Here is a 22,985-nt window from a genome sequence, read left to right as displayed (position 1 = left end):
TTGCATCAGGGGTAGGGGAGCGTTGAATACGGATTGAAGGTGTACTGGAAAGAGCGCTGGACTGTATTCAAGTGAGAATGCCGGTATGAGTAACGAAAAGATCAGTGAGAATCTGATCCGCCGAAAACCCAAGGATTCCTGAGGAAGGCTCGTCCGCTCAGGGTTAGTCGGGACCTAAGGCGAGGCCGAAAGGCGTAGTCGATGGACAACAGGTTGATATTCCTGTACCGCCGTAAACCGTTACGAGCAATGGAGTGACGCAGGAGGGAAGGGACGCGGACTGATGGATATGTCCGTCCAAGTAACGAGTTTTGTACGTAGGCAAATCCGCGTACTTCAAGGACAAGTTGCGATGGGGAGCGAAAATTACAGTAGCGAAGGTCCTGGGCTCACACTGCCAAGAAAAGCTTCTAGCCAGGTGAAGGCGCCCGTACCGCAAACCGACACAGGTGGGTGGGAAGAGTATTCTAAGGCGCGCGGAAGAACTCTCGTTAAGGAACTCGGCAAAATGACCCCGTAACTTCGGGAGAAGGGGTGCCCCGGTAGTGTGAATAGCACGAGGGGGCCGCAGTGAAAAGGCCCAAGCGACTGTTTAGCAAAAACACAGGTCTGTGCGAAGCCGCAAGGCGAAGTATACGGGCTGACGCCTGCCCGGTGCTGGAAGGTTAAGAGGAGGGGTTAGCGGTAACGCGAAGCTCTGAATTGAAGCCCCAGTAAACGGCGGCCGTAACTATAACGGTCCTAAGGTAGCGAAATTCCTTGTCAGGTAAATTCTGACCCGCACGAATGGCGTAACGACTTGGGCGCTGTCTCAACGAGAGATCCGGTGAAATTTTAATACCTGTGAAGATGCAGGTTACCCGCGACAAGACGGAAAGACCCCATGGAGCTTTACTGTAACTTGATATTGGACTGGGGTGCGATTTGTACAGCATAGGTGGGAGCCGTAGAACTCGGAGCGCAAGCTTCGGGGGAGGCGCCGTTGGGATACCACCCTGATCGCATGCTAGTTCTAACCTCGTACCGTGATCCGGTACAGGGACCGTGTCAGGTGGACAGTTTGACTGGGGCGGTCGCCTCCTAAAATGTAACGGAGGCGCCCAAAGGTTCCCTCAGAATGGTTGGAAATCATTCGTAGCGTGTAAAGGCAGAAGGGAGCTTGACTGCGAGACGGACAGGTCGAGCAGGGACGAAAGTCGGGCTTAGTGATCCGGTGGTACCGCATGGAAGGGCCATCGCTCAACGGATAAAAGCTACCCTGGGGATAACAGGCTTATCTCCCCCAAGAGTCCACATCGACGGGGAGGTTTGGCACCTCGATGTCGGCTCATCGCATCCTGGGGCTGAAGTAGGTCCCAAGGGTTGGGCTGTTCGCCCATTAAAGCGGTACGCGAGCTGGGTTCAGAACGTCGTGAGACAGTTCGGTCCCTATCTGTCGTGGGCGTTGGAAATTTGAGAGGAGCTGTCCTTAGTACGAGAGGACCGGGATGGACGCACCGCTGGTGTACCAGTTGTTCCGCCAGGAGCATCGCTGGGTAGCTACGTGCGGACGGGATAAACGCTGAAAGCATCTAAGCGTGAAGCCCCCCTCAAGATGAGATTTCCCACTTAATTGGTAAGACCCCTTGTAGACGACGAGGTCAATAGGCTTGAGGTGGAAGCGCAGCAATGTGTGCAGCTGACAAGTACTAATCGGTCGAGGGCTTATCCTTTTGGTTTTCTACGGAAAACCGCTTCGAAAGACGCGAAGAGATCGTTTCGGATCCAGTTTTCAAGGTGCAAGCCTTGTGCGTAGTTGCTCGTCAACTACAAATGGTTTGGTGGTGATGGCAGAGGGGTTCCACACGTTCCCATCTCGAACACGACCGTTAAGCCCTCTTACGCCGATGGTACTTGGACCGCAGGGTCCTGGGAGAGTAGGAAGCTGCCAAGCCGAAGAAGAAGCCTGATCTGCATTTGCGGATCAGGCTTTTTTGTATGCGTAAAAGATGAAGTTTATGTAGGTTCTAAGCTTTAAAGAATGTTTTGAGTTGTACAAGCAAAGTAAAGAATGTTAAGAGTGAAAGTTCACTCGAACAGAAACGTTGCCATAAAGATTAAGCGTCTTAAAGCTATCTTTTATTTTGCTTTTGTTCCTTTCATTTTAAAGCCTTTGCAGCCGGCAACGCCGCTGCCTCTTTCCCAATGGCGGCGATTCTGAGCCGCCAAGCCCTTCGCCCTGCTCCACCCGCTCAAGCGCCGAAAGGCTTGAGCAGCTTTCACCTCCGGCCCAGGAGCGAGCCTGCTTTCGAACCGAAGCGCCTTTGCCCTTTCCCCTCACCTCCAAGCTCTATTTCAAATGAAAGGGGAAAGGACAACGAATCGCAGGTTGAAAGCAGGCTCGCTCTCGCTCACCATCGAACCAAAATCCCCGAGTGCGTCAATCCCGCACCAAATCCATACATCAAAAGCAAGTCGCCTTTTTTTACTTTGCCAGCATCAATCGCAAGTTGCAAAGCCAGCGGAATCGAAGCCGCAGAAGTATTGCCATAAAATTCGGCGCTGGTTAAGGTACGTTCACTACCAATTCCTGTTTTGTCTGCAATCGAATCGATCATTTTCAAATTAGCGCTATGAGGAATAAACCAATCGACGTCTGAAATGCCGTCAGGTAAAGATTGAGTAAGTTTTTGCACGCCTTCAGGTACGGTACGTACTGCCCATTTATAGACTTCACGACCATTTTGAAAAACTTTTCCGTCTCCAGCCAAAGCTTCTCCGTTTAACGTATTCGCCATGCCGCTTCGGTATACATGTTGTCCGCCACTTCCGTCGCTACCCATATGGCTGCCGAGAAAAGTACCGTTTTCCGCATATTCAATAATTGCTGCACCGGCTCCATCGCCAAACAAGATGCAAGTGTTTCGATCGGTGTAGTCAACGGTTTTGCTCATACATTCTCCAGCGACGATCAAAACTTTGCGATGTAAACCTGCTGTAACCATGCCATTGGCAAGATGCAAAGCATACGTAAAACCTGCACAAGCTGCGCTCAAATCAAGCGTCCCTACATTTTGTAGTTTAAAAGCATCTTGTACGAGACAAGACACGGTAGGAAAAGGGTAATCCGGTGTAGTCGTCGCGGCAAGAATCAGATCTACGCCTTCTAGTGCGTTTGGATAACGTCGTACTAGGTCTTCGACTGCTTGGATACATAGATGTGAAGTGAATTCATTTTCCGCAGCAATACGCCGTTCGCGAATTCCGGTACGTTGCACAATCCATTCATCATTAGTATCCACCATTTTTTCTAAATCATGATTCGTTAGAATCCGCTCGGGGACGTAAGTGCCTAAAGCAGAGATACGTGCGTTCGAAAAAGTAAGGTTCATATGCAGTCAGCTCCTTTAGCACTTAAATTTAGTACCTGGTACTAATATAAAAGGTTGGCGAACGTTTTGCAAGCTTTACAGGAATCGATCAATATATGATAGAGTTTAAAAGAAATAGAGGATAGAAAGGGTGAAGAAAGTTGGAAGCTACAAAAAAAGTGGTCGGTTTTGCAGGAATCGGTGTAATGGGAAAAAGTATGGCAGGGCATATTTTAGATCAAGGTTACGAAGTTCATGTGTATAATCGGACGCCGTCCAAAGCACAAGAGTTGATTGATCGCGGCGCAATCTGGCATGAGTCTCCATCTTCGCTTGCACAAGCTTGTGATGTGATTATTACGATGCTAGGTTATCCGCAAGATGTAGAACAGGTCTATACAGGAGAAGAAGGTCTGATTCCTTTTGCGAAGTCGGGAGCGTATCTGATCGATATGACGACCTCTAGCCCGCTGCTCGCTAAGCGTCTCGCAGATCTGGGCAAAGAAAAAGGGATTGGCGTACTCGATGCTCCGGTATCAGGTGGGGACGTAGGGGCTAAAAATGCGAAGCTTTCGATTATGGTTGGAGGGGAAGAAGCAGACTATGAAGCTGTATTGCCACTTTTGCAAATCATGGGAAGCAATATCGTGTATCAAGGAACGGCAGGAGCCGGACAAAATACGAAAATGTGTAATCAGATCGCTATCGCTTCGAATATGATGGGCGTCACAGAAGCGATCGTCTATGCCGAGCAAGCAGGTCTTGATCCGAGAAAAGTGCTGAAAAGTATCGAGACAGGCGCAGCGGGAAGCTTTTCGTTAAGCAATCTGGTTCCGCGTATGTTGGATGGCGATTTTGAACCGGGCTTTTATATCAAGCATTTTATCAAAGACATGGGGATTGCACTTGAATCCGCAAATGAGATGAAGCTGCAATTGCCGGGTCTACAGCTTGCAGAATCGTTATATCGAAAACTGGCGGATGCTGGTTATGAAGACAAAGGAACGCAAGCCTTATATAAGCTATGGGCGGAACAGGAAAAGTAAAGATCAACTCAACCAAGCAACCTTGGAAAGTAGAATCGCACAATAGTTGCAGGGGTTGTGCGATTCTGCTTCGTTCTAATTCTAGCAAGCGATATACGTTTGGTACGATAAACGAAAGGTTTAATAACGTTTATGACATTGAAAACTTAAACTTTTAAAAGTATTTCAAAAAAAAGCTTGACCTTTGAAATGCTCGCATGGTATATTAATTCTTGTCGCCGCGGACAACATCTTTTGAAAAGACGAAAGCTAAACGGTAGACATTGAAGATTAAGGCCCGTTGGTCAAGGGGTTAAGACACCTCCCTTTCACGGAGGTAACAGGGGTTCGAATCCCCTACGGGTCATATACGGAGGCTTAGCTCAGCTGGGAGAGCATCTGCCTTACAAGCAGAGGGTCGGGGGTTCGATCCCCTCAGCCTCCACCATGAAGACTTCAGTGACGGAAGTCGAAATACATGAATTACACTCTGACGCGGGGTGGAGCAGCTCGGTAGCTCGTCGGGCTCATAACCCGAAGGTCGCAGGTTCAAATCCTGCCCCCGCAATTGTTTCATCTTATGGTCTGGAACCGTGGTGTAGGGGTTAACATGCCTGCCTGTCACGCAGGAGATCGCGGGTTCAAATCCCGTCGGTTCCGCCATTTTTATTTTATCGCATAAGTTTTGCGGACGTGGCTCAGCGGTAGAGCATCGCCTTGCCAAGGCGAGGGTCGCGGGTTCGATTCCCGTCGTCCGCTCCATTTTTGTTTGCGCCCTTAGCTCAGCTGGATAGAGCGTTTGACTACGAATCAAAAGGCCGGGAGTTCGAATCTCTCAGGGCGCGCCATTTTATTTTAAATCACAACACTGGATTGGATGTAGGTACTCTACACCGAACCGGTGTTTTTTTGTTTTCAAAGTGCTTTTAACAATCGGCAAAGTTTTTTCCCGGTAAGATCGATTTTTGCTATAATGAGAAGAAGGAATACATATGTTCGCTTTGCGCATTTTATTCCATGATTTTGACACTACATTCCTTTGAAAAATTCGCCGTTAAAAGATAGAGGAGAGATGGATTTGCGTATTTTAGGCATCGACCCGGGTCTGGCGATTGTCGGCTTTGGGTTTATCGATAAAGAAGGAAATAAAATGACTCCCGTGCAATATGGAAGTATTCAGACGAAGGCGCATACGCCGGAAGAAGAACGTCTGCGAGACGTCTATGAAAGTATGGTACAGCTGATCGAAAAATATAAACCGGATCAAGTCGCGGTAGAGAAGCTGTTTTTTAGCCGAAATGTAACGACAGCTCTTCCGGTGGCTCAAGCCCGTGGAGTATTGTTGCTCGCTGCTGTGCAAAAAAATCTGCCGATCGCCGAGTATACACCGATGATGGTCAAACAAGCAGTTGTGGGTTACGGTAAAGCGGAAAAAAAGCAAGTACAAGAGATGGTCAAGTTATTGCTTAAATTGTCGGCAGTACCCAAACCCGATGACGTGGCGGATGCTTTGGCTGTTGCCGTCTGTCATGCTCATTCGGTAAGTTTGAATTCCAAATTAAACGAGGTATTGCGAAAATGATCGATTTTGTACGTGGCTTAGTCGCCCATATGGAAAATGAATATATCGTAGTCGATGTGCAAGGCGTGGGTTATCGCGTATTTTGTCCCAACCCTTATTTTTTTGCTGCAAAAGGTTCGGAGCCGGTCACGGTATATACGCACCACAGCGTACGAGAAGATGCGATTTCGCTGTATGGATTTGCAACGCGTGATGAACAAAGATTGTTTCGGCGTCTGATCGATGTAACCGGAATCGGACCTAGAGTAGCGCTTGGTATTTTGGCAGGCGGTTCTCCGGAAAAAGTAGTTTCTGCGATCCAACAAGAAAACGTAACGTTTTTGACGAAGCTGCCAGGGATCGGGAAAAAGACGGCACAACGTATGATTTTGGATCTCAAAGATCGGTTGGATTCTTTCGTTACGCCTTCGCTTGGCGGATTGTTCGACGATACTATTGCGGCGGAAGCGGAACTCGACGGCGGCGGATGGAAAGAAGCGCGCGAAGGTCTCCAAGTATTGGGTTATACCGATGCAGAGCTGGATAAGGTCTGGAGCGAGCTGAAAGAAGATTTAAAACCGGGTGAACCGGTGGATGCGTTGATGAAAAGAGCTTTAAAGGTTCTTTATCGCGGATAAATAAGGTAAAGTAAAGAAGAACGGGGAGGAACGGTGGAGGTTATGGAAGACGACCGGATCATATCGGCAAATCTGATGATGGAAGACCAAGCTGCAGAACTCAGTTTGCGCCCTCGCTACTTAGCGGAATACATCGGTCAGAACCAAGTAAAAGAAAATTTGAAAGTCTATATCGAAGCTGCAAAAATGCGAAACGAAGCGCTGGATCATGTCTTGCTGTATGGCCCTCCAGGGCTTGGCAAAACGACGTTAGCGAACATTATTGCAAATGAGCTAGGAGTCAACTTGCGTACGACATCGGGGCCTGCAATCGAGCGTCCTGGTGATTTGGCTGCATTGTTGACGAATCTGCAAGAAGGCGACGTATTATTTATCGATGAAATCCATCGTCTGCATCGCACCGTTGAAGAAGTCATGTATCCCGCGATGGAAGATTCTGCGCTGGATATTATGATTGGTAAAGGGCCAAGTGCTCGTTCGGTACGACTTGATCTGCCTCCATTTACGTTGATCGGTGCAACGACGCGGGCAGGTCTGTTGTCAGCGCCGCTACGAGATCGTTTTGGCGTTGTGAGTCGTCTGGAATTTTACAATGTTGAAGAACTTGCTTTTATTGTGTCTCGAAATGCCGATACATTAGATATCGAGATTATCGGGAACGCTGCTGAAGAAATCGCTTTACGCTCTCGGGGGACACCTCGGATTGCGAACCGTCTGCTCAAACGGGTACGCGATTTTGCACAAGTCCGCGGAGATGGTATTATCACACCGGAAATTGCGACCGAAGCGCTAACCCGTCTGCAAGTCGACCCAAGAGGTCTCGATAATATCGACCATAAGATGTTGAAAGCCATGATCCAAAGTTTCCGCGGCGGACCTGTGGGTCTGGACACGATTGCGGCTACGATTGGAGAAGAAAGTCAAACAATTGAAGATGTGTACGAACCTTACCTGCTGCAAAGCGGGTTTATCCAGCGCACGCCGAGAGGCCGCGTTGTCACCGCCCAAGCTTATTCGCACTTGGGATTGCCGATGCCGGAAAACGGAAAATAATTCGCCTCAAGGAGGAACGCTAGCATGATCAAGCAACGTTCAAACGGAAAGTCTGTTCAATGGGGAAAGCCGCTGCTTGCAGCGGTTGTCGCGTTATCTTTTTTGCCGATTTCAACACCTGCACAAGCTGCAACGACCGATGACAACGTGCGTGTCGGGTTGTTTTTGAATTTGGGAAGTACGTATAAGCAGACGACTTCCAAGATTACATTAACACCGGAACAAGCCGTAGCAGTCGGACAAAAAACGAATACCGGATATTTAAAATGGTTCTCGATTCCCGCTGGAACGGCAAGTTCTCTTTGTCTTAACGGTCCACGTGTAAAAGTCGGAGAAACGAGCGATCCTAAAGTCGTTACTGCTGTTACGGCGAAGTTTAAATCAGGTTCCGATAAAGTTACCGTATACAAGGTTGTCCGAAACGGACAAGACGTCTATCAATTGTATGCAGGCGTGTATGCGAGCGATAAAGCGGCAGCCGACGCGGCAACGCGTCTATCTGCGGATTCGGTGATCAAATCCACAACTGGATTGAATCCTGTCGCTGTAGGTACATTTTCGCTGCAAGCCGGCAATTACGGAACGCTAGCTGCGGCAAACGCTACGTTGCAAAAAGTCTTGAACGCCGGATTAGACGGAACTTTACAAGTATCTACAGTGAATGGTAAAGCGGTATACAGCGTACAGGTCGGAGAAGCGGTCAATGCTTCCGCGCGAGAATCGCTGAAAAGTTCGGTTGCGGCAAGCTTGCCGGGGATTACTTTGTCGAGTGTCGATAATGTGACCGCTACGGCTGTGATCCGCAACGAAATGACAGGCGATCTTGCAGGGACGGCGGTTCCGACGTATCTGCTGACATTGGGCGAACAAGATAAAATTTGGATCGACGGTACGGCTGACAAAGGAATTCGCGTCGAGGAACGTTCGAAACGCTCGTATCGAGGCGATCTGGAGATTGGTGTATATGGTGGGCAGTTGTATCTAGTGAACGAATTGCCGATGGAGCAGTATTTGTATTCGGTAGTTGGTTCTGAAGTGCCGGCATCTTGGCCAAAAGAATCGTTAAAAGCCCAAGCGGTTGCGGCTCGTAGTTATGCAACGGTACAGACGCAAACGACAACGAAGTTTAAAGTTGCAGATGTAGTCGATTCTACGCTCAGTCAGGCGTATAATGGAATAGGTTCTGAAAGCAAATCGGTGAATGAAGCTGTTGATGCGACGTCCGGCGAGATATTGCAGCAAAATGGCAAAGCGGTTGAAGCTTTATTTTCTTCGAATGCGGGGGGCATGACTTCCGATCCGAAAGAAGTATGGAACAGCGGAGGCAGCAATCTGTTCTCCAGCGTACCTTCTGAATCGGACAGTGCCGCAGCCGCTAACTTGAAAAAGTGGTACCATGTTGCGCTTGCGAATGGCACAATCGGTTATGTACGCGAAGATAACGTGAAAGACAAAGGTACCGATATTACTGGATTTAGAAAAATGACGGTAACATCGGCAAAAACGAAAGTTCGCCCGCTACCTATGATCCAAAGTGCAGTCTCAGAGTTATCGCAAATGAATCCGGGCGATGAAGCATTAGTGTTGGAAGTCGTCAGTGAATCCAGTACGTATGAATGGATTCGCGGACCGTATACCTCTTCTCAACTGTTAACTTCGCTTAAAGGGCGTACAACAACGAAGTTACCTGCGACAATTCAAAGTATTCAGGTCAGTGATCGTGGACCTTCCGGTCGGGCAACCGAGCTGAAAGTCAACGGAACAAAAGTCGATGTCAAATATCCGGATATGTTCCGTTCCGCTCTGAACGGATTGCCAAGTACTTTGTTCGATGTTGTATCTGCGGATGCTTACACCGTAATCACTTCCGCGACAACGTCGAAAAACAAAACAGCTGCGCTGAAAAATATCGGAGCTACTGCAAAATCGGGCGTTATCAGTCGTAGCCTAGCTGCGGTTGGGACGACGACACCGGCAGTATCTTCGGGTACCGGATTCTTTTTTGTCGGACGAGGAAACGGACACGGTCTTGGTTTGTCCCAATGGGGAGCCAAAGGCTTAGCCGATGAAGGCCAGACTTACGATCAAATTTTGTTGCATTACTATCATAACGTAGAACTGATTAAGGACTGAAGACCACATGAATGTAGAAGATTATGATTTTGAATTACCCGAACATCTAATTGCACAGACCCCGCTCGCAGAGCGCACGGCTTCTCGTCTGCTTACGTTGAATAAACAAAGCGGAGAGACGGAACATTTGCATTTTTACGATATTTTAGACAAATTGAATGCGGGTGATACGTTGATTCTGAACGATACGCGGGTTATGCCTGCGCGTCTTCACGGAATCAAAGTAGAAACAGGTGCGCGCGTTGAATTGCTGCTTCTGAAAAATATCGAAGGCGATCGTTGGGAGACGTTAGCGAAGCCAGGCAAAAAAGTAAAAACTGGCGCTGTATTGCGTTTCGGTGATGAACTTGAAGCCGTTGTACTTGAAGAAGGCGATATGGGCGCGCGAATTATTGAGTTCCGCTACGAAGGCATTTTCCAAGAAATTTTGGATCGTCTGGGCGAGATGCCGCTTCCGCCTTATATCAAAGAACGTCTGGATGACCGTGAGCGGTACCAGACGGTGTATGCGAAGCATGAAGGCTCCGCAGCAGCTCCAACAGCGGGTCTGCATTTTACCGAAGAACTGCTTGAGCAGTTACGAAATAAAGGCGTAGACATCGGGTTTGTGACGCTGCATGTGGGTTTAGGCACTTTCCGTCCGGTTTCGGTGGAAAATGTCGAAGAACATGTCATGCACGAAGAGTATTATGAACTTCCTTCGGAGACTGCCGAATTGATCAACCGTACTCGCGAGCGCGGCGGAAGAGTCGTATCGGTAGGCACGACTTCGACACGTACTTTAGAATCGGCAGCGAGACGTACAATGGACGAACAAGGGAAACTGCATGCAGACAGCGGATGGACGCAGATCTTTTTGTATCCCGGCGAAGACCTCAAACTCGTAGATGCACTCATCACCAACTTCCATCTACCGAAGTCTACGCTTGTGATGTTGGTTAGCGCACTTGCAGGGCGAGATCATGTATTGGCTGCATACCGAGAAGCTGTTGAACAAGAATATCGCTTTTTCAGCTTTGGCGATGCGATGTTTATTTATTGATATTTTATTAATCTACAGGGAGCGAAAGCTCCCTAATTTTCTTGAAAAGGAACGATCCGATGACATCAGCTATTCGTTACGAACATATCAAAACTTGTAAGCAATCCGGAGCAAGACTTGGGCGTGTACACACCCCGCACGGTATTATTGAAACGCCTACTTTTATGCCGGTAGGTACATTGGCAACGGTAAAAACGATGAGCCCGGAAGAACTCAAACAAATGGAAGCCCAAATTATTTTGAGTAATACGTATCATTTGTTCTTGCGACCTGGACATGAAATCATTCGCGAAGCAGGCGGTCTGCATAAATTTATGAACTGGGATCGTCCGATTTTGACAGATAGCGGCGGTTTTCAAGTATTCAGTTTGGCTGAAATGCGTAAAATCACCGAAGAAGGCGTGAATTTCCGTTCCCACTTGAATGGAGATAAGCTGTTCTTGTCGCCGGAAGTGGCTATGGAAATTCAAAATGCTTTAGGTTCAGATATTATGATGGCATTCGATGAATGCCCGCCTTATCCGGCAGAACATGCGTATCTGAAACGTTCCTTGGAACGGACTTCCAGATGGGCAGAACGTTGCTTGGAAGCTCATGCTCGTCCGCAAGATCAAGGATTGTTTGCGATCGTTCAAGGCGGCATGCACGAAGACTTGCGTCGTCAGAGCGCGGCTGATTTGACTTCAATGGATTTCCCGGGGTATGCTATTGGTGGACTGAGTGTGGGAGAACCGAAACATCTGATGTATGAAGTGCTGGAGTATACGGTACCGCTGCTCCCGGCGAACAAGCCCCGCTATTTAATGGGCGTTGGTTCTCCGGATGCTCTGCTCGAAGGCGCCATTCGCGGAGTCGACATGTTCGACTGCGTGCTGCCGACACGCATTGCGCGTAACGGAACGACGATGACAAGCCAGGGCCGGGTGGTTGTACGCAATGCCCAGTACGCGAGAGACTTCGGTCCTCTCGATCCGAACTGCGATTGCTATACCTGCCGGAACTATTCCCGTGCATATCTGCGTCACTTGATCAAAGCTGACGAGACGTTCGGCCTCCGGTTGACAACTTATCATAATCTCCACTTCCTGCTCAATTTGATGAGCGGCGTTCGTCAAGCTATCCGTGAGGATCGTTTGCTTGATTTCCGCGATGAATTTTTTGAGCAGTATGGCATGCACGCCAACAGCAACGGGTTCTAAACGACCCCACGAGTCCAGTACGATTTATTTCGTATGGCCATTCGTATCTTAAAGGGGGATTTCACGATGCTTCAACATGCAACTCTTGCAGCGAACGCAGGTGGCGGTGGGCTGATCATGACGATCATTCCATTCGTATTCATGATCGCAATTTTCTATTTCCTGCTGATTCGTCCGCAACAAAAAAAGCAAAAACAACGTAACGCAATGCTCGGACAGCTGAAAAAAGGCGATAAAATCGTCACAATCGGCGGTCTGCACGGTACAATCTTGGAGATCACAAACGACATCGCTGTTTTGCGTGTCAATGACGTTACGAAATTGACGTTTGACCGCAGCGCGATCAGCCATGTAACAACGGCAGGTAGCTCCGATGTGGTTCTCGATAAAAAGTAAGTTTGAATGATCGAAGAAAAGTTGAAGGCTAGACTGCCACGACTTTTATGCAAGCTGCTGATTAACGGACATATTCCGTTTTTCAGTAGCTTCTTTTTTTAGCGAAAAGAAGATGTAGCGAAACCTTTTTGCAAAAAGAAACTATACACATTAGGAGTCGTTCTTCGATACACATACATAGGATGCGCAAAGAACGATTTAGAGGGGAAGTGAATGTATGATTTCCGATATGGAACCCGCATTTTGGCCGATCTATACGGCAATTGCTGTATTTGTGATCGCTTATCTGTTGGTCGTAACGGAAAAAGTAAATGCAGGTGTGGCTGCTCTTACAGGAGGGCTCCTGCTATTAATATTAGGGATCGTAGATTGGAACGCTGCTTTTTCGCAGCATATTGGATGGCATACGTTATGGCTGATTACAAATATGATGATCATAGCGGCTTCGATAGATCGAAGCGGTATCGTACATTTTGCAGCAATACGCATCGTTCAACTTTTTTCGTCAAATGGTTTTATTATATTAGGCTTTATGACTTTAGTTGCTGCGGTAGCGGCGGCTTTGTTGGGTAGCGGCCCTGCTCTGTTGCTGCTGGCACCCCTTATTTTGCGAATCGGCAAACTTCTGAATATTCGTCCGGTACCTTTTTTGATTATGAGTGTGATTGCTTGTAATCTTGGAGGAATGACGACGCTTGTCGGTAGTGTGCCTAATATGATGATCGGTGCAGCGGCAGATTTGGATACTCGGGCTTTCGCTTCTTATTTGCTGCTGCCTGTCGTATTTCTATTACTCGTTCATATGGCGATATTACTGCTAATTTTCCGTCGGGAACTACGTACATCTGCTACGGAAAAGCAAGAACGAGCCAAGCTTGATCCTTATGCTTATTTGGCAGGTCGTCGTCAAGCTGTATGGTCTTTAATTGTTCTTGTTGTGCTGATAATCGGTCTGATTTGGCATAAACAGCTTGATATGACGAGTTCAGCCGTAGCTTCGATCGCAGCGCTGGCAATGATCGTCGTCAATGTCCATTCGATGGAGGATGTCAGAAAAATCCGTGAACGCATGGACTTCAAAACGCTTGGAGTCATTGCTGGATTTTATGTGATTGCTGCGGGTTTGGTCGAAACAGGCATTACCGGAGAAATGGCAGCACGGTTACTTGAATTGACCAATGAGAACAAAAGTCTGACCGCTCTAGTATTATTTGCGATTGTTGGTATTTTCTCAGCGGTACTCGATCCGATTCCGCTTATTGCAGGCGTTATTCCTTTGATCGAAACGATCGGATTTCAGATGGAAGTCGTACGTCCAAAAGATTTGCAAAGTCTATGGTTAGCTGTGGCGCTAGGGAGCGGAATCGGTTCAAGCGGTACGCTTGCAGGTTCGGTAGCTGGAGTGCTTGCCGCAGGTTTTGCATACAAAGAAGGGTATCGCTTTTCGTATCTATCCTACTTGCTGATCGCTTTGCCGCTTACTTTATTGGCTTTGGTACTAGGCGGATGGTATTTATACACGTATATTTTATAATAAGATCTTGGAAAGGGGACGATTATGACGACAGAAAACAGATGGGAAGTCTCACAACTTGTCGAACCGGAATTGATCGGTGAAGAATTGACGGGAGCTGTGATCGATCTTTGCCGCAGCAAAGCAGAGGAATTTCAATTTCTCGGTTATGAGCATACAACTTGGGAAGAAGTATGGAACTGCGTTAATCATAAATACGTCAATAAACCTGAACCACCGCTACACCAAATGGTCAATGATATTTTAACACTGCGTGCAGACGGGATGATGAACTACTTGACTCTTGCCGCATTGAAAGAAGCTCCCTTTTCATAAAGGGCAGCCTTTATTTTTGATTCATTGACTCCATTTTACGGCGTCGCTATAATGGGAATATTGAGAAAAAAGGGGGAACCAGAAACGGCATGAAGAGAATTGTCAGTTTCATTGTTATTGTGCTCGTCTCGATCGGAGTCATGATATGGAGCACGCCTAACTTATTGAATTCAGTAAGATTGGGACTGGATTTAAAAGGGGGCTTCGAGATTCTTTACGAGGCGTCACCAATGACAGGCGGATCAGAAGTCACCCGAGAATCCCTGCTTGAAACAGCAAAGAGTCTCGAAAAACGTGTGGATGCTCTCGGAGGAAGCGAGCCCGAGATCACAACCGAAGGAAACAACCGGATTCGTCTTCGAATTGCGGGAGTTACCGACGAGAAAGCTGTAAGGGAACGAATTAAAGAACCCGCTAACTTGACGTTCCGTAGCATGGGGAACACTTCGGACACAAGCGCGCAAGACGAAGCGGCTACAGAAACAGAAGATGGAGCAACGGTAGAAGCTCCAGATTCCACGGATGCTGCCAATACGGATGCAGCTACAGATGCAGAAGAAGCTACAAGTACGGATGAAACACCTGCAGCAGAAGCAAATACCGATTCTACAGGAACCGGTACCGATGAAGCAGCAGGTACAGATACGGAAACGGCTACACCAGCCGATCCTTATCAAGGATTTGATAAGATCGAACTGACAGGTGAAGATTTCAAGCCTAACGGTGCTACTGTTGTATTGGATTCTTTGCAACGTCCAATGATTTCGATTGAACTGAACGATCCGAAAAAATTCGCAGAAGTGACAGGTCGTTTGGTTGGTCAACCGATGGCGATCTTCCTGGATGACGAATTGCTTTCCGCTCCTAGAGTCGAACAACAAATCTCAGGCGGAAGCGCACAAATTTCAGGTGATTTCACACGCGAAGAAGCAGCAAACTTGCGCGATACGATCAATTTAGGTGCTTTGCCGCTTAAATTGACTGAAAAATATTCGCAAAGTGTAGGCGCAACGCTCGGTCAATTGTCTCTTGACCAGACGCTTCGCGCAGGTATTATCGGCTCGATTATTATTTTGATTTTCATGGTCTTTATGTATCGGGTTCCAGGTCTGATTGCTGCATTCTGTCTCATTATTCATACGTGGGGGACGATTCTGGTCTTCATATGGGCAGATATAACGCTGACCTTACCGGGTATTGCCGCTTTCATATTGGGCATAGGTATGGCGGTCGACGCCAATATCATTACTTCCGAACGGATCAAAGAAGAAATACGAAGCGGAAAAAGTATTTTGTCGGCATTCCGTGCCGGTAGCAAAAGCTCGTTCCGTACCGTTATGGACGCTCAAATTACAACACTGATTGCCGGAGCCGTAATGTTCTGGCTCGGTACAGGATCGGTTCGCGGATTCGCGTTGGTTCTGATGATCGATATCGTTACGAGTATCATCACGAACGTCTTCCTGTCGCGTTACTTGCTCTCGTTGCTGATCAAAGCGAAATCTTTGACTAAGCCATCGTATTTCGGAGTGAAGGGAAGTGAAATTCGTGAGCTCTAAGAATCTATCATCAAGTTCCAAATGGAATTTCAATTTTATCAGATCGAGTAAGTACTTTTACGGATTTTCGCTGTTGATTACTTTGGCTGGTATCATCAGCCTTTCGATCTTCGGATTGAACTACGGCGTTGATTTCCGCTCTGGCTCGAACGTAGACGTATCGGTATCTAAAGCTGTAACGCAAGCTCAAGTCGAAAAAGTGCTGAGTGATGCGAAACTTGATCAGGAAGCAAATATTACGGCGGGTAATGACCGCGTGAATATCCGTTTCCCGGAAGTGCTGACCGATACACAATCGCAGGCGCTTCAATCGACATTCAATAGCCAAATCGACGATAAAGCTTCTTACGAGATCAATACCGTAGACACCGAGATGGCAAAAGAATTGGAACGGAACGCTTTGCTTGCGATTATCGTGGCAAGTGTCGGAATCATGATTTATATCACGATTCGTTTCGAATGGCGATTTGCTTTGTCGGCAATCGTCGCTTTACTGCATGACGCTTTCCTCGTTATCAGCGTATTCTCGATTTTGCGTCTCGAGGTCAATCTAACCTTCATTGTTGCGATTTTGACCATTATCGGTTTCTCGATTAACGATACCGTCGTTATCTTCGACCGAGTTCGAGAAAACTTGCGCTTTGCGAAAAAGCAAACGCCTGGCGATCTCGAAGATGTCGTAAACAAAAGTATTTCGCAAACGATGACTCGCTCGCTCGGTACGGTATTCACCGTATTCATTGCAGCTTTCGCGTTGCTGATCTTAGGTAGCGAATCGATCCGTATGTTCTCGTTGGCTATGGTTCTTGGTTTGCTGTTCGGTACGTATTCTTCGATCTTTATCGCAAGCCCATTGTGGTTGGCGTTAAGAAACAAAAAAAAGCCGTCCGCGGTTAAACCGTCCAAAGCGACGAATTAATATCTTTACGGCAGCCGCGTCCTATATTTGAGACGCGGCTTTTGTTATTTTTTAAACACAATCAAGTTCGCTGGGAAAGGGGAATCAATATGGCGGTCCGTCAACAAAGCAGCATGAACTCTACAGGTTGGGCCGGTACCTATCTGCTTGGTTTTACTATATTGTTAAAAGGTATCGGAGGCTGGTTTGGGGGGAGCCAAGCTCTGTTGGTGGATGCGCTAAATTCCGTTTCTGATGCTTTTCACAGCAGAAATTCCAAATCTCGTTCTTCGATGTTAGGGGTTCGAACTTTAGTTGTAGCACTGATTATCGTGGGGCTAATCGAAGTTTTTATAAAAACGATTAAGAATATACAAAGCGGTATGAATCTTGTACCTAATGGTTGGGCAGTTGCTGCTTTTTTGGTTACGGTAGTGATCAGCCAAATCGTTTTTATGTTCGGGTATCGAAGCCGGCTGTATGGTGATCGTCAACAGGCTTACTTTTATCTATCTCAGCATCGGATGTCTATGTATGTATGGATCTGCGTAGCTTTAGGCATGGCTTTATCGATCGCAGGAAGCGGATTTGATATTTCTTTTCTCACGTATGCAGATTCAGTGGTCGCTTTAATGGTCTCTGTATTTGTTGCAGTTAAAGGATTAGTACTTTTGCAAGCCACAACCGCTACGTCTTCAAAAGATCCTCTACGTACAGTTGACTCTAGACCTTTTATCGAGACGGTTCAACGGATTCAAGGCGTTCTCGAAGTTCGAGCTTTGAAAGCTATCGAATCTTTTGAAACGGTGACGATCGAAGCCGTACTTAGCGTCAACCCTCGGATCACGGTCAAAGAAGCCGAAGATATTTCTCAGCGTGCTCGCGATTTGTTGATGCAACGTTTTGTGCAAGTCATTGAAGTGCGGATTAGAATCGAACCTTATCATACAGGCTATCCGTACAAATCTAATGAAGAACTTCCTGACAATAAAGAAGAGCCAACAATTGTTCAATAATACCGGACGTGGTACTTCGCTGCGTTCGGTTTTATCATGTTAGACCTTATCCAGTTAAGTCTCAAAAAGGTAGGTGAGTGTGTGCTTCATTCCAAATATCAATGGAAGATTGCAACGCCGGAAAAAGAAGCGGTTCATACATTAAGCGAGGAGATTGGCGCATCTCCGTTATTATCTTCGCTACTTGTTAATCGAGGATACGATACGCCAGATGCCGCAACAGAGTTTTTGCAAGATCATACCGATTTGACGAAGCTGCACGACCCTTTTTTACTGCACGGAATGAAGCAAGCTGTAGAACGTATTCGCGAGGCTTTGGAACAAAAAGAACGGATCTGGGTGTACGGTGACTATGATGCGGACGGAGTATCCAGTACCTCGCTCATGATCCGTTTGCTCACGCGACTCCAAGCGAACTTTGGAACTTATATTCCGCATCGCTCCAAAGAAGGATATGGGCTGCATAACCACGCAATCGATCAAGCAGCCGCAGAAGGCGTCAAGCTAATTATAACGGTGGATACAGGCATCAGTGCCGTTAACCAGATCGCTTATGCGACTTCACTCGGGATCGATACTGTAGTAACCGATCACCACGAAGCTCCTGCAGTATTGCCGAAAGCCATCGCGCTCGTGAATCCTAAACTTCCAATGTGCGAGTATCCGTTTAAAGGGTTAGCCGGGGTAGGGGTTGCTTTTAAACTATGTCATGCCTTGTTAGGCGCGCCGCCGGAAGAATGGCTGGATACGGTTGCGATCGGTACGGTTGCCGATCTTATGCCTCTTGTAGACGAAAATCGGATCTTGGTGGCAAAAGGTATTCAACAGATGCAAACTCATCCGTCGCTCGGGGTCAAAGAATTGTTAGCCGTAGCGGGAAGTCAACCGGAACAACTCAATTCGGTCGGGATCGCTTTTGCGATTGCACCGCGTATCAATGCTAGCGGTAGGCTCGATCATGCGAACCGAGCGGTCGACCTGTTGACTACGGATGAAGCTGATCGCGCAGAGCATTTGGCTTCAGTCCTGGATCTGCTTAACAAAGATCGTCAAAAAAATGTCGAAGACATTGTTGCGGAAGCGATCCGAAAGTTAGAGCGTCGGATTGCCGAGGCAGACGGCGTCGTTCCTCATGTCATTGTGTTGGCGGGCGAAGGTTGGAATGTCGGCGTGGTCGGGATCGTCGCTTCAAAAATTTTGGAGCGGTATTATCGTCCAACGATTATATTGGGCATCGATACAGAAAAAGGCACCTGCAAAGGATCAGCGCGTTCGATTCCGAACTTCGATATTTATGAAGCGCTGCTATCTGTCGAAAATACGATGCAGCATTTTGGCGGGCACCCTGCGGCAGCGGGAATGAGCCTGGAACGTGAACAACTTGAAGCTTTCGATCAAGGATTGAATGAATATGCAGCAAACAAACTGCTTCCCGAGGATCTGATTCCTGTGATCGAAGCAGAGACCGAATGTAGCTTGGCAGACATTCCGATCCAGGTGATCGAAGAGTTGGATCGGTTGGCTCCATTCGGGATGAGCAATCCGACACCTCAGCTTGTGTTCCGCAAGGTCAAACTTCAACGGGTGCTGACGATGGGAAAAACGAATAATCATTTGAAGTTGGTGATCGAGCAAGACGGATGCGTCGTCGAAGCAGTCGCTTTTGGTAAAGGCGCATTAGCCGATTATCTGAGCGAAGGTGATCTATTGGATATATTGGCAGAGACGAGCATCAATGAATGGAGAGGCAACCGGAAACCTCAATTGATGGTACGCGACCTCGCTTTACCTGGTTTTCAAGTCTTTGATCGACGTTCTCCTATGAATTCGGCAGAGACTGTCGAACAATTTTGCAAAAAAGCAAAGCAATGGATCGCATGTGAACCGCAGCAAGTCATGGTGGCTTTGAACGAAACGACTTTAAAAGTTTCACAGAAGACCCTAGCGCATCTGCCGCTTTGGCTGTATGATAAATATTCCGGGATTCAAGGAACGGAAAGCGAGCAGCCGCTTATCAAGCCGACCGAGACACGTACTTTATTTCTACTGGATTTGCCGGATACTTCTGTGCAACTGGATGAATTATTGGCTAACTTTCCTATATTGGAAAATATCGTGCTGCTGTATCCGGCAAGCGGGCCTTCTGCCGAGCGACTCAGCGAACCAAGCCGGGAAAAGATCAAAACGATCTATGTCGAGCTCAGGCGCGCTGCGGGAGGCAAGGTGAACGAAGAACAATTAATTCGGCATCTGTCTAAAGTCTCGGGTTTTTCACTGCGCATGATTCGAATGACGCTGGACGTATTCGAAGAATTGCAGTTTATTATTCGAGAAGAGATGACAGTGACCGCCAATCCGACTCCGCCGAAAGCGGCGCTAGATTCGGCGGCTGCGTACCGCAACTTGCAAGAAGCGGAAGCGGTTGAGCGAGTGATGTTAGGGCCGGGAGAAGATCTCGGAATATGGCTAACGCAGCGATTACACCATGTCCGAACCGCAAATGCGGATACGACTTTATCTTTTTCGCTTTCGTAGCGGAAACGTTATATCATTTTCGTCATCAAACGGGATAACGCTATTTCTTCTGTCGAACCATCCGGGAACAAGATTTAGGAGGAGATTCATTTGGATTTTAACCAACATATTCGCGTGATTCCTGATTTTCCAAAAGCGGGGATTAGTTTCAAAGACATCACAACGTTGCTTGGCAACGGACCAGCTTACCGCGAAGCGATCGACGCTTTGAAAAAGCAGGTAGAGCATTTGAAAATCGACCTGATTGCAGGGCCAGAAGCTCGTGGATTCGTCGTGGGGGCACCTTTGGCATATGCGCTGGGCGTTGGCTTTGTTCCGATTCGTAAAAGCGGCAAACTGCCTTATCAAACGGTAGAAGTCGAATACGAATTGGAATACGGAACAGACAAATTGGCGATGCATATCGACGCGGTAGCAAAAGGGCAAAACGTCCTGATCGCTGACGACTTGCTCGCAACTGGCGGTACGATTGCAACGTCTGTGGATTTGGTTCACCGATTGGGAGGCAACGTCGTTGGCGCAGCTTTCTTGATCGAATTGGAAGAGTTAAACGGACGCAGCCGTCTGAACGATATTGAAGTGTTTAACCTAATCAAAGGCTAAGCAATTATTCTTTTAATAACTAAGAATGTGCTTAAAAACCCGTGATTTGATACCCCGCGAAGCAAGCGGGAGCAAATTACGGGTTTTTCGTCTTTTCAGAACCTTTTTCGCCAAAAAAGATAAAAAAAGAACGAAAACCCGAATTTTTTTGAAACCCTTTGGGTTGGGTCACGTATTACGTAATGAGACTCGGCGGATGAGCCTCTTTTCGTATTGGCGTCACTTTTTCCGCAGTCCATATTTTAGAGTTAAGGAGGGGGATAAAATGTCTGTAATTAGAGAAACCGATCTTCCGGGGATTGGACGTAAGTTTTTGATCGACACGGAAGAAGGAGACCGCTTTATCGTCATCGTCCATGAAGACGGAAAGCGAGAACTGTTTTGCCCATTGCCGGAGGAACCGGAAGAATTGATGCGCGTGATGACGATGACCGATACGGAAGCTCGTCAGCTTGGCGGTATTGTAGGCGGGATGAACTACCAGCCAACAGCACTGGAAAAAGTCGAGCATACGATCGATCAATTGTCGATTGAGTGGTACAAGCTCAAAAAAGGCTTCAAAGCGATTGGTCGTTCGATCGGTGAACTGAAAGTCCGCGAGAATACAGGAACAGTCGTGATCGCTTCGCTCGACAAAATGCACAAACAAACGGTTAGCCCAGGGCCTGATTATGTGTTGGCTGAAGGCATGACGTTAGTCTTAGCTGGCGAACGCCAAAATATTCAGAAGTTGAAAAGGATATTGGAAGTAGGTGAGGCTTGATGGATCATATGGTGTTCGAAGTCGGGATCGCGGTTTTATTGATTGCGCTCGCCGGTTTCCTCTCCGCTAAACTTCGCTTTTCCGTAGTTCCTTTTTATATCCTCGCAGGTATGGCTGTCGGACCGCATGCTCCGCATTTTGGTTTGATCGACCTTCGATTTATTGAAAGTGCGGAACTGATTAACTTTATGGGTCGTCTTGGCGTTATCTTTTTACTGTTTTACTTGGGTCTTGAATTTTCGGTCGGACGTTTGGCGAAAGCCGGTAAATCAATTGCAATCGGCGGCTCGATCTATATCGGGATTAACTTTACGCTCGGATTGTTGTTCGGTCTGATCTGTGGATTCCCGATTTTGGAAACACTCGTGATTGCAGGGGTTACGACGATCTCATCTAGTGCGATTGTAGCTAAAGTGCTAGTCGATCTAAGACGAACCGCTAATCCGGAAACCGAAATGATTTTGGGTATTATCATGTTCGAAGACGTATTCCTTGCTGTGTATCTGTCGATTTTGTCCGGTTTGCTGCTCAGCGGCGCGACCACACTCGGCGGCGTACTTCTTTCTGCGGGAATCGCGCTTGGCTATATGTTGCTTGTACTGATTGTCGGCAGATTGCTGATTCCGGTCTTGAACAAGCTACTTGGCGTTTCTTCCAACGAAATCTTTTTGACTACCGTGTTCGCCATGCTATTTATCGTAGCTGGATTTTCGGAAACGATTCATGTGGCGGAAGCGATTGGAGCCTTATTGGTAGGTCTGGTATTAGCCGAAACCAAGCATATGCACCGGATTGAAAAAGCGATCTTGCCTTTCCGAGATTTTTTCGGCGCTTTATTCTTCTTCAGCTTCGGTCTTACGATCGATCCACTGAGTCTAAAAGGAAATGCGGTATGGCTTGCGATTGGTGCGGTGATTCTTACGATTATCGGTAACTATACAGCGGGAATGTTGGCTGGGCGTAGCGGCAAACTTTCACCGAAAGCTTCTTCTAACGTAGGTTTGACAATCGTGTCTCGCGGTGAGTTTTCGATCATTATGGCGAATCTCGGCGCAGCAGGCGGTCTGATGGCGATCTTGCAACCTTTTGCAGCTATCTATGTCTTGATCTTAGCTGTTCTCGGGCCTTTCTTGACGAAAGAATCAGCAATGGTGCATAAGTTCGTGACCAAGATTGTTCCGATCAAATGGATGAAAGCCAAAAGCGGTGGAGACAAATTGCAGTAACCTAATCAATAGAGATAAAGAAAAATGAGAGACAGGAATTATTTTCCTATAACATGGATCGGCAGTGACTGTGATTCCGGGTTTCCGTATCATGGGAAAATAACTCGTGAGCCTATGAGGCAAAAAAAGTGTATGAAAA

At 47.3% G+C, this 22,985-nt stretch carries 18 protein-coding genes, 6 tRNA genes and 2 rRNA genes; 25 read left to right on the top strand and 1 reads right to left on the bottom strand.

The genetic code is table 11. From position 1 onward, the window contains the following. Positions 1 to 1,712, top strand: a 23S ribosomal RNA gene (locus tag NOM90_RS05505); the annotation flags it as partial. 104 nt (positions 1,713 to 1,816) lie between these two features. Continuing rightward, positions 1,817 to 1,933 (top strand): 5S ribosomal RNA (gene rrf, locus NOM90_RS05500). A gap of 457 nt (positions 1,934 to 2,390) precedes the next feature. Here rrf and NOM90_RS05495 read toward each other — a convergent pair. After that, positions 2,391 to 3,371, bottom strand: coding sequence for a ketoacyl-ACP synthase III (locus NOM90_RS05495; RefSeq protein WP_255940486.1), 981 nt, complete (start codon positions 3,369 to 3,371; stop codon positions 2,391 to 2,393). A gap of 140 nt (positions 3,372 to 3,511) precedes the next feature. Between NOM90_RS05495 and NOM90_RS05490 the strand changes: the two genes are divergently transcribed. From NOM90_RS05490 to NOM90_RS05380, 23 genes are all read left to right on the top strand, one after another. Beyond that, positions 3,512 to 4,396 carry an NAD(P)-dependent oxidoreductase gene (locus NOM90_RS05490; protein WP_255940485.1) on the top strand — a complete coding sequence of 295 codons (885 nt, stop codon included), beginning with the start codon at positions 3,512 to 3,514 and terminating at the stop codon, positions 4,394 to 4,396. Between the two features lie 274 nt (positions 4,397 to 4,670). Then, positions 4,671 to 4,742: transfer RNA gene (locus NOM90_RS05485), tRNA-Glu, on the top strand. A 5-nt stretch (positions 4,743 to 4,747) separates the two neighbouring features. Then, positions 4,748 to 4,823 (top strand) — tRNA-Val (locus NOM90_RS05480). Positions 4,824 to 4,869: 46 nt separating this feature from the next. Next, a tRNA-Met gene (locus NOM90_RS05475) sits at positions 4,870 to 4,943 on the top strand. A 19-nt stretch (positions 4,944 to 4,962) separates the two neighbouring features. After that, positions 4,963 to 5,038 (top strand) — tRNA-Asp (locus tag NOM90_RS05470). Positions 5,039 to 5,062: 24 nt separating this feature from the next. Beyond that, a tRNA-Gly gene (locus NOM90_RS05465) sits at positions 5,063 to 5,137 on the top strand. A gap of 9 nt (positions 5,138 to 5,146) precedes the next feature. After that, positions 5,147 to 5,223, top strand: a tRNA-Arg gene (locus tag NOM90_RS05460). A gap of 230 nt (positions 5,224 to 5,453) precedes the next feature. Next, positions 5,454 to 5,957 (top strand): crossover junction endodeoxyribonuclease RuvC, encoded by a 504-nt coding sequence (ruvC, locus tag NOM90_RS05455; RefSeq protein ID WP_255940484.1) that lies wholly within the window; start codon positions 5,454 to 5,456, stop codon positions 5,955 to 5,957. Continuing rightward, on the top strand, positions 5,954 to 6,574 hold the full coding sequence (gene ruvA, locus NOM90_RS05450; RefSeq protein WP_255940483.1) for a Holliday junction branch migration protein RuvA: 621 nt from the start codon (positions 5,954 to 5,956) through the stop codon (positions 6,572 to 6,574). Before ruvC ends, ruvA begins: the two co-directional genes overlap by 4 nt. Before the next feature lie 42 nt (positions 6,575 to 6,616). Continuing rightward, on the top strand, positions 6,617 to 7,627 hold the full coding sequence (gene ruvB, locus NOM90_RS05445; protein ID WP_255940580.1) for a Holliday junction branch migration DNA helicase RuvB: 1,011 nt from the start codon (positions 6,617 to 6,619) through the stop codon (positions 7,625 to 7,627). A gap of 24 nt (positions 7,628 to 7,651) precedes the next feature. Continuing rightward, positions 7,652 to 9,760, top strand: coding sequence for a SpoIID/LytB domain-containing protein (locus NOM90_RS05440; protein WP_255940482.1), 2,109 nt, complete (start codon positions 7,652 to 7,654; stop codon positions 9,758 to 9,760). A gap of 7 nt (positions 9,761 to 9,767) precedes the next feature. Then, positions 9,768 to 10,802 (top strand): tRNA preQ1(34) S-adenosylmethionine ribosyltransferase-isomerase QueA, encoded by a 1,035-nt coding sequence (queA, locus tag NOM90_RS05435; RefSeq protein WP_255940481.1) that lies wholly within the window; start codon positions 9,768 to 9,770, stop codon positions 10,800 to 10,802. Between the two features lie 59 nt (positions 10,803 to 10,861). Continuing rightward, positions 10,862 to 12,001, top strand: coding sequence for a tRNA guanosine(34) transglycosylase Tgt (gene tgt, locus NOM90_RS05430; protein ID WP_255940480.1), 1,140 nt, complete (start codon positions 10,862 to 10,864; stop codon positions 11,999 to 12,001). A gap of 66 nt (positions 12,002 to 12,067) precedes the next feature. Beyond that, the gene (yajC, locus tag NOM90_RS05425; protein WP_255940479.1) at positions 12,068 to 12,397 is read left to right on the top strand and encodes a preprotein translocase subunit YajC; all 330 of its coding nucleotides are present in this window, start codon (positions 12,068 to 12,070) and stop codon (positions 12,395 to 12,397) included. A gap of 217 nt (positions 12,398 to 12,614) precedes the next feature. After that, positions 12,615 to 13,931: an ArsB/NhaD family transporter gene (locus NOM90_RS05420; protein ID WP_255940478.1), complete on the top strand. Its 1,317-nt coding sequence runs from the start codon at positions 12,615 to 12,617 to the stop codon at positions 13,929 to 13,931. A gap of 24 nt (positions 13,932 to 13,955) precedes the next feature. Beyond that, positions 13,956 to 14,246 carry a post-transcriptional regulator gene (locus tag NOM90_RS05415; protein ID WP_255940477.1) on the top strand — a complete coding sequence of 97 codons (291 nt, stop codon included), beginning with the start codon at positions 13,956 to 13,958 and terminating at the stop codon, positions 14,244 to 14,246. 89 nt (positions 14,247 to 14,335) lie between these two features. Beyond that, the gene (gene secD / locus NOM90_RS05410; RefSeq protein WP_255940476.1) at positions 14,336 to 15,805 is read left to right on the top strand and encodes a protein translocase subunit SecD; all 1,470 of its coding nucleotides are present in this window, start codon (positions 14,336 to 14,338) and stop codon (positions 15,803 to 15,805) included. Beyond that, the gene (gene secF, locus NOM90_RS05405) at positions 15,795 to 16,724 is read left to right on the top strand and encodes a protein translocase subunit SecF (RefSeq protein ID WP_255940475.1); all 930 of its coding nucleotides are present in this window, start codon (positions 15,795 to 15,797) and stop codon (positions 16,722 to 16,724) included. Before secD ends, secF begins: the two co-directional genes overlap by 11 nt. 89 nt (positions 16,725 to 16,813) lie before the next feature. Continuing rightward, positions 16,814 to 17,719 carry a cation diffusion facilitator family transporter gene (locus tag NOM90_RS05400; protein ID WP_255940474.1) on the top strand — a complete coding sequence of 302 codons (906 nt, stop codon included), beginning with the start codon at positions 16,814 to 16,816 and terminating at the stop codon, positions 17,717 to 17,719. 81 nt (positions 17,720 to 17,800) lie between these two features. Further along, a complete protein-coding gene (recJ, locus tag NOM90_RS05395; RefSeq protein ID WP_255940473.1) occupies positions 17,801 to 20,254 on the top strand; it encodes a single-stranded-DNA-specific exonuclease RecJ in 2,454 nt (817 codons plus the stop codon). Between the two features lie 90 nt (positions 20,255 to 20,344). Then, on the top strand, positions 20,345 to 20,857 hold the full coding sequence (locus NOM90_RS05390) for an adenine phosphoribosyltransferase (protein ID WP_255940472.1): 513 nt from the start codon (positions 20,345 to 20,347) through the stop codon (positions 20,855 to 20,857). A gap of 265 nt (positions 20,858 to 21,122) precedes the next feature. Then, entirely contained in the window at positions 21,123 to 21,620 is a 498-nt protein-coding gene (locus NOM90_RS05385) for a cation:proton antiporter regulatory subunit (RefSeq protein WP_255940471.1), read from the top strand. After that, entirely contained in the window at positions 21,620 to 22,846 is a 1,227-nt protein-coding gene (locus tag NOM90_RS05380; RefSeq protein WP_255940470.1) for a cation:proton antiporter, read from the top strand. The genes NOM90_RS05385 and NOM90_RS05380 overlap by 1 nt, the downstream gene beginning before the upstream one ends. The last annotated feature ends 139 nt before the right edge of the window (positions 22,847 to 22,985 follow it).

It is taken from the genome of Saccharibacillus sp. JS10 (assembly GCF_024436065.1).
GTDB lineage: Bacteria > Bacillota > Bacilli > Paenibacillales > Paenibacillaceae > Saccharibacillus.
The sequence above is the reverse complement of the archived record's forward strand: the minus strand, read 5'-3'. Positions and strand labels throughout refer to the sequence as shown.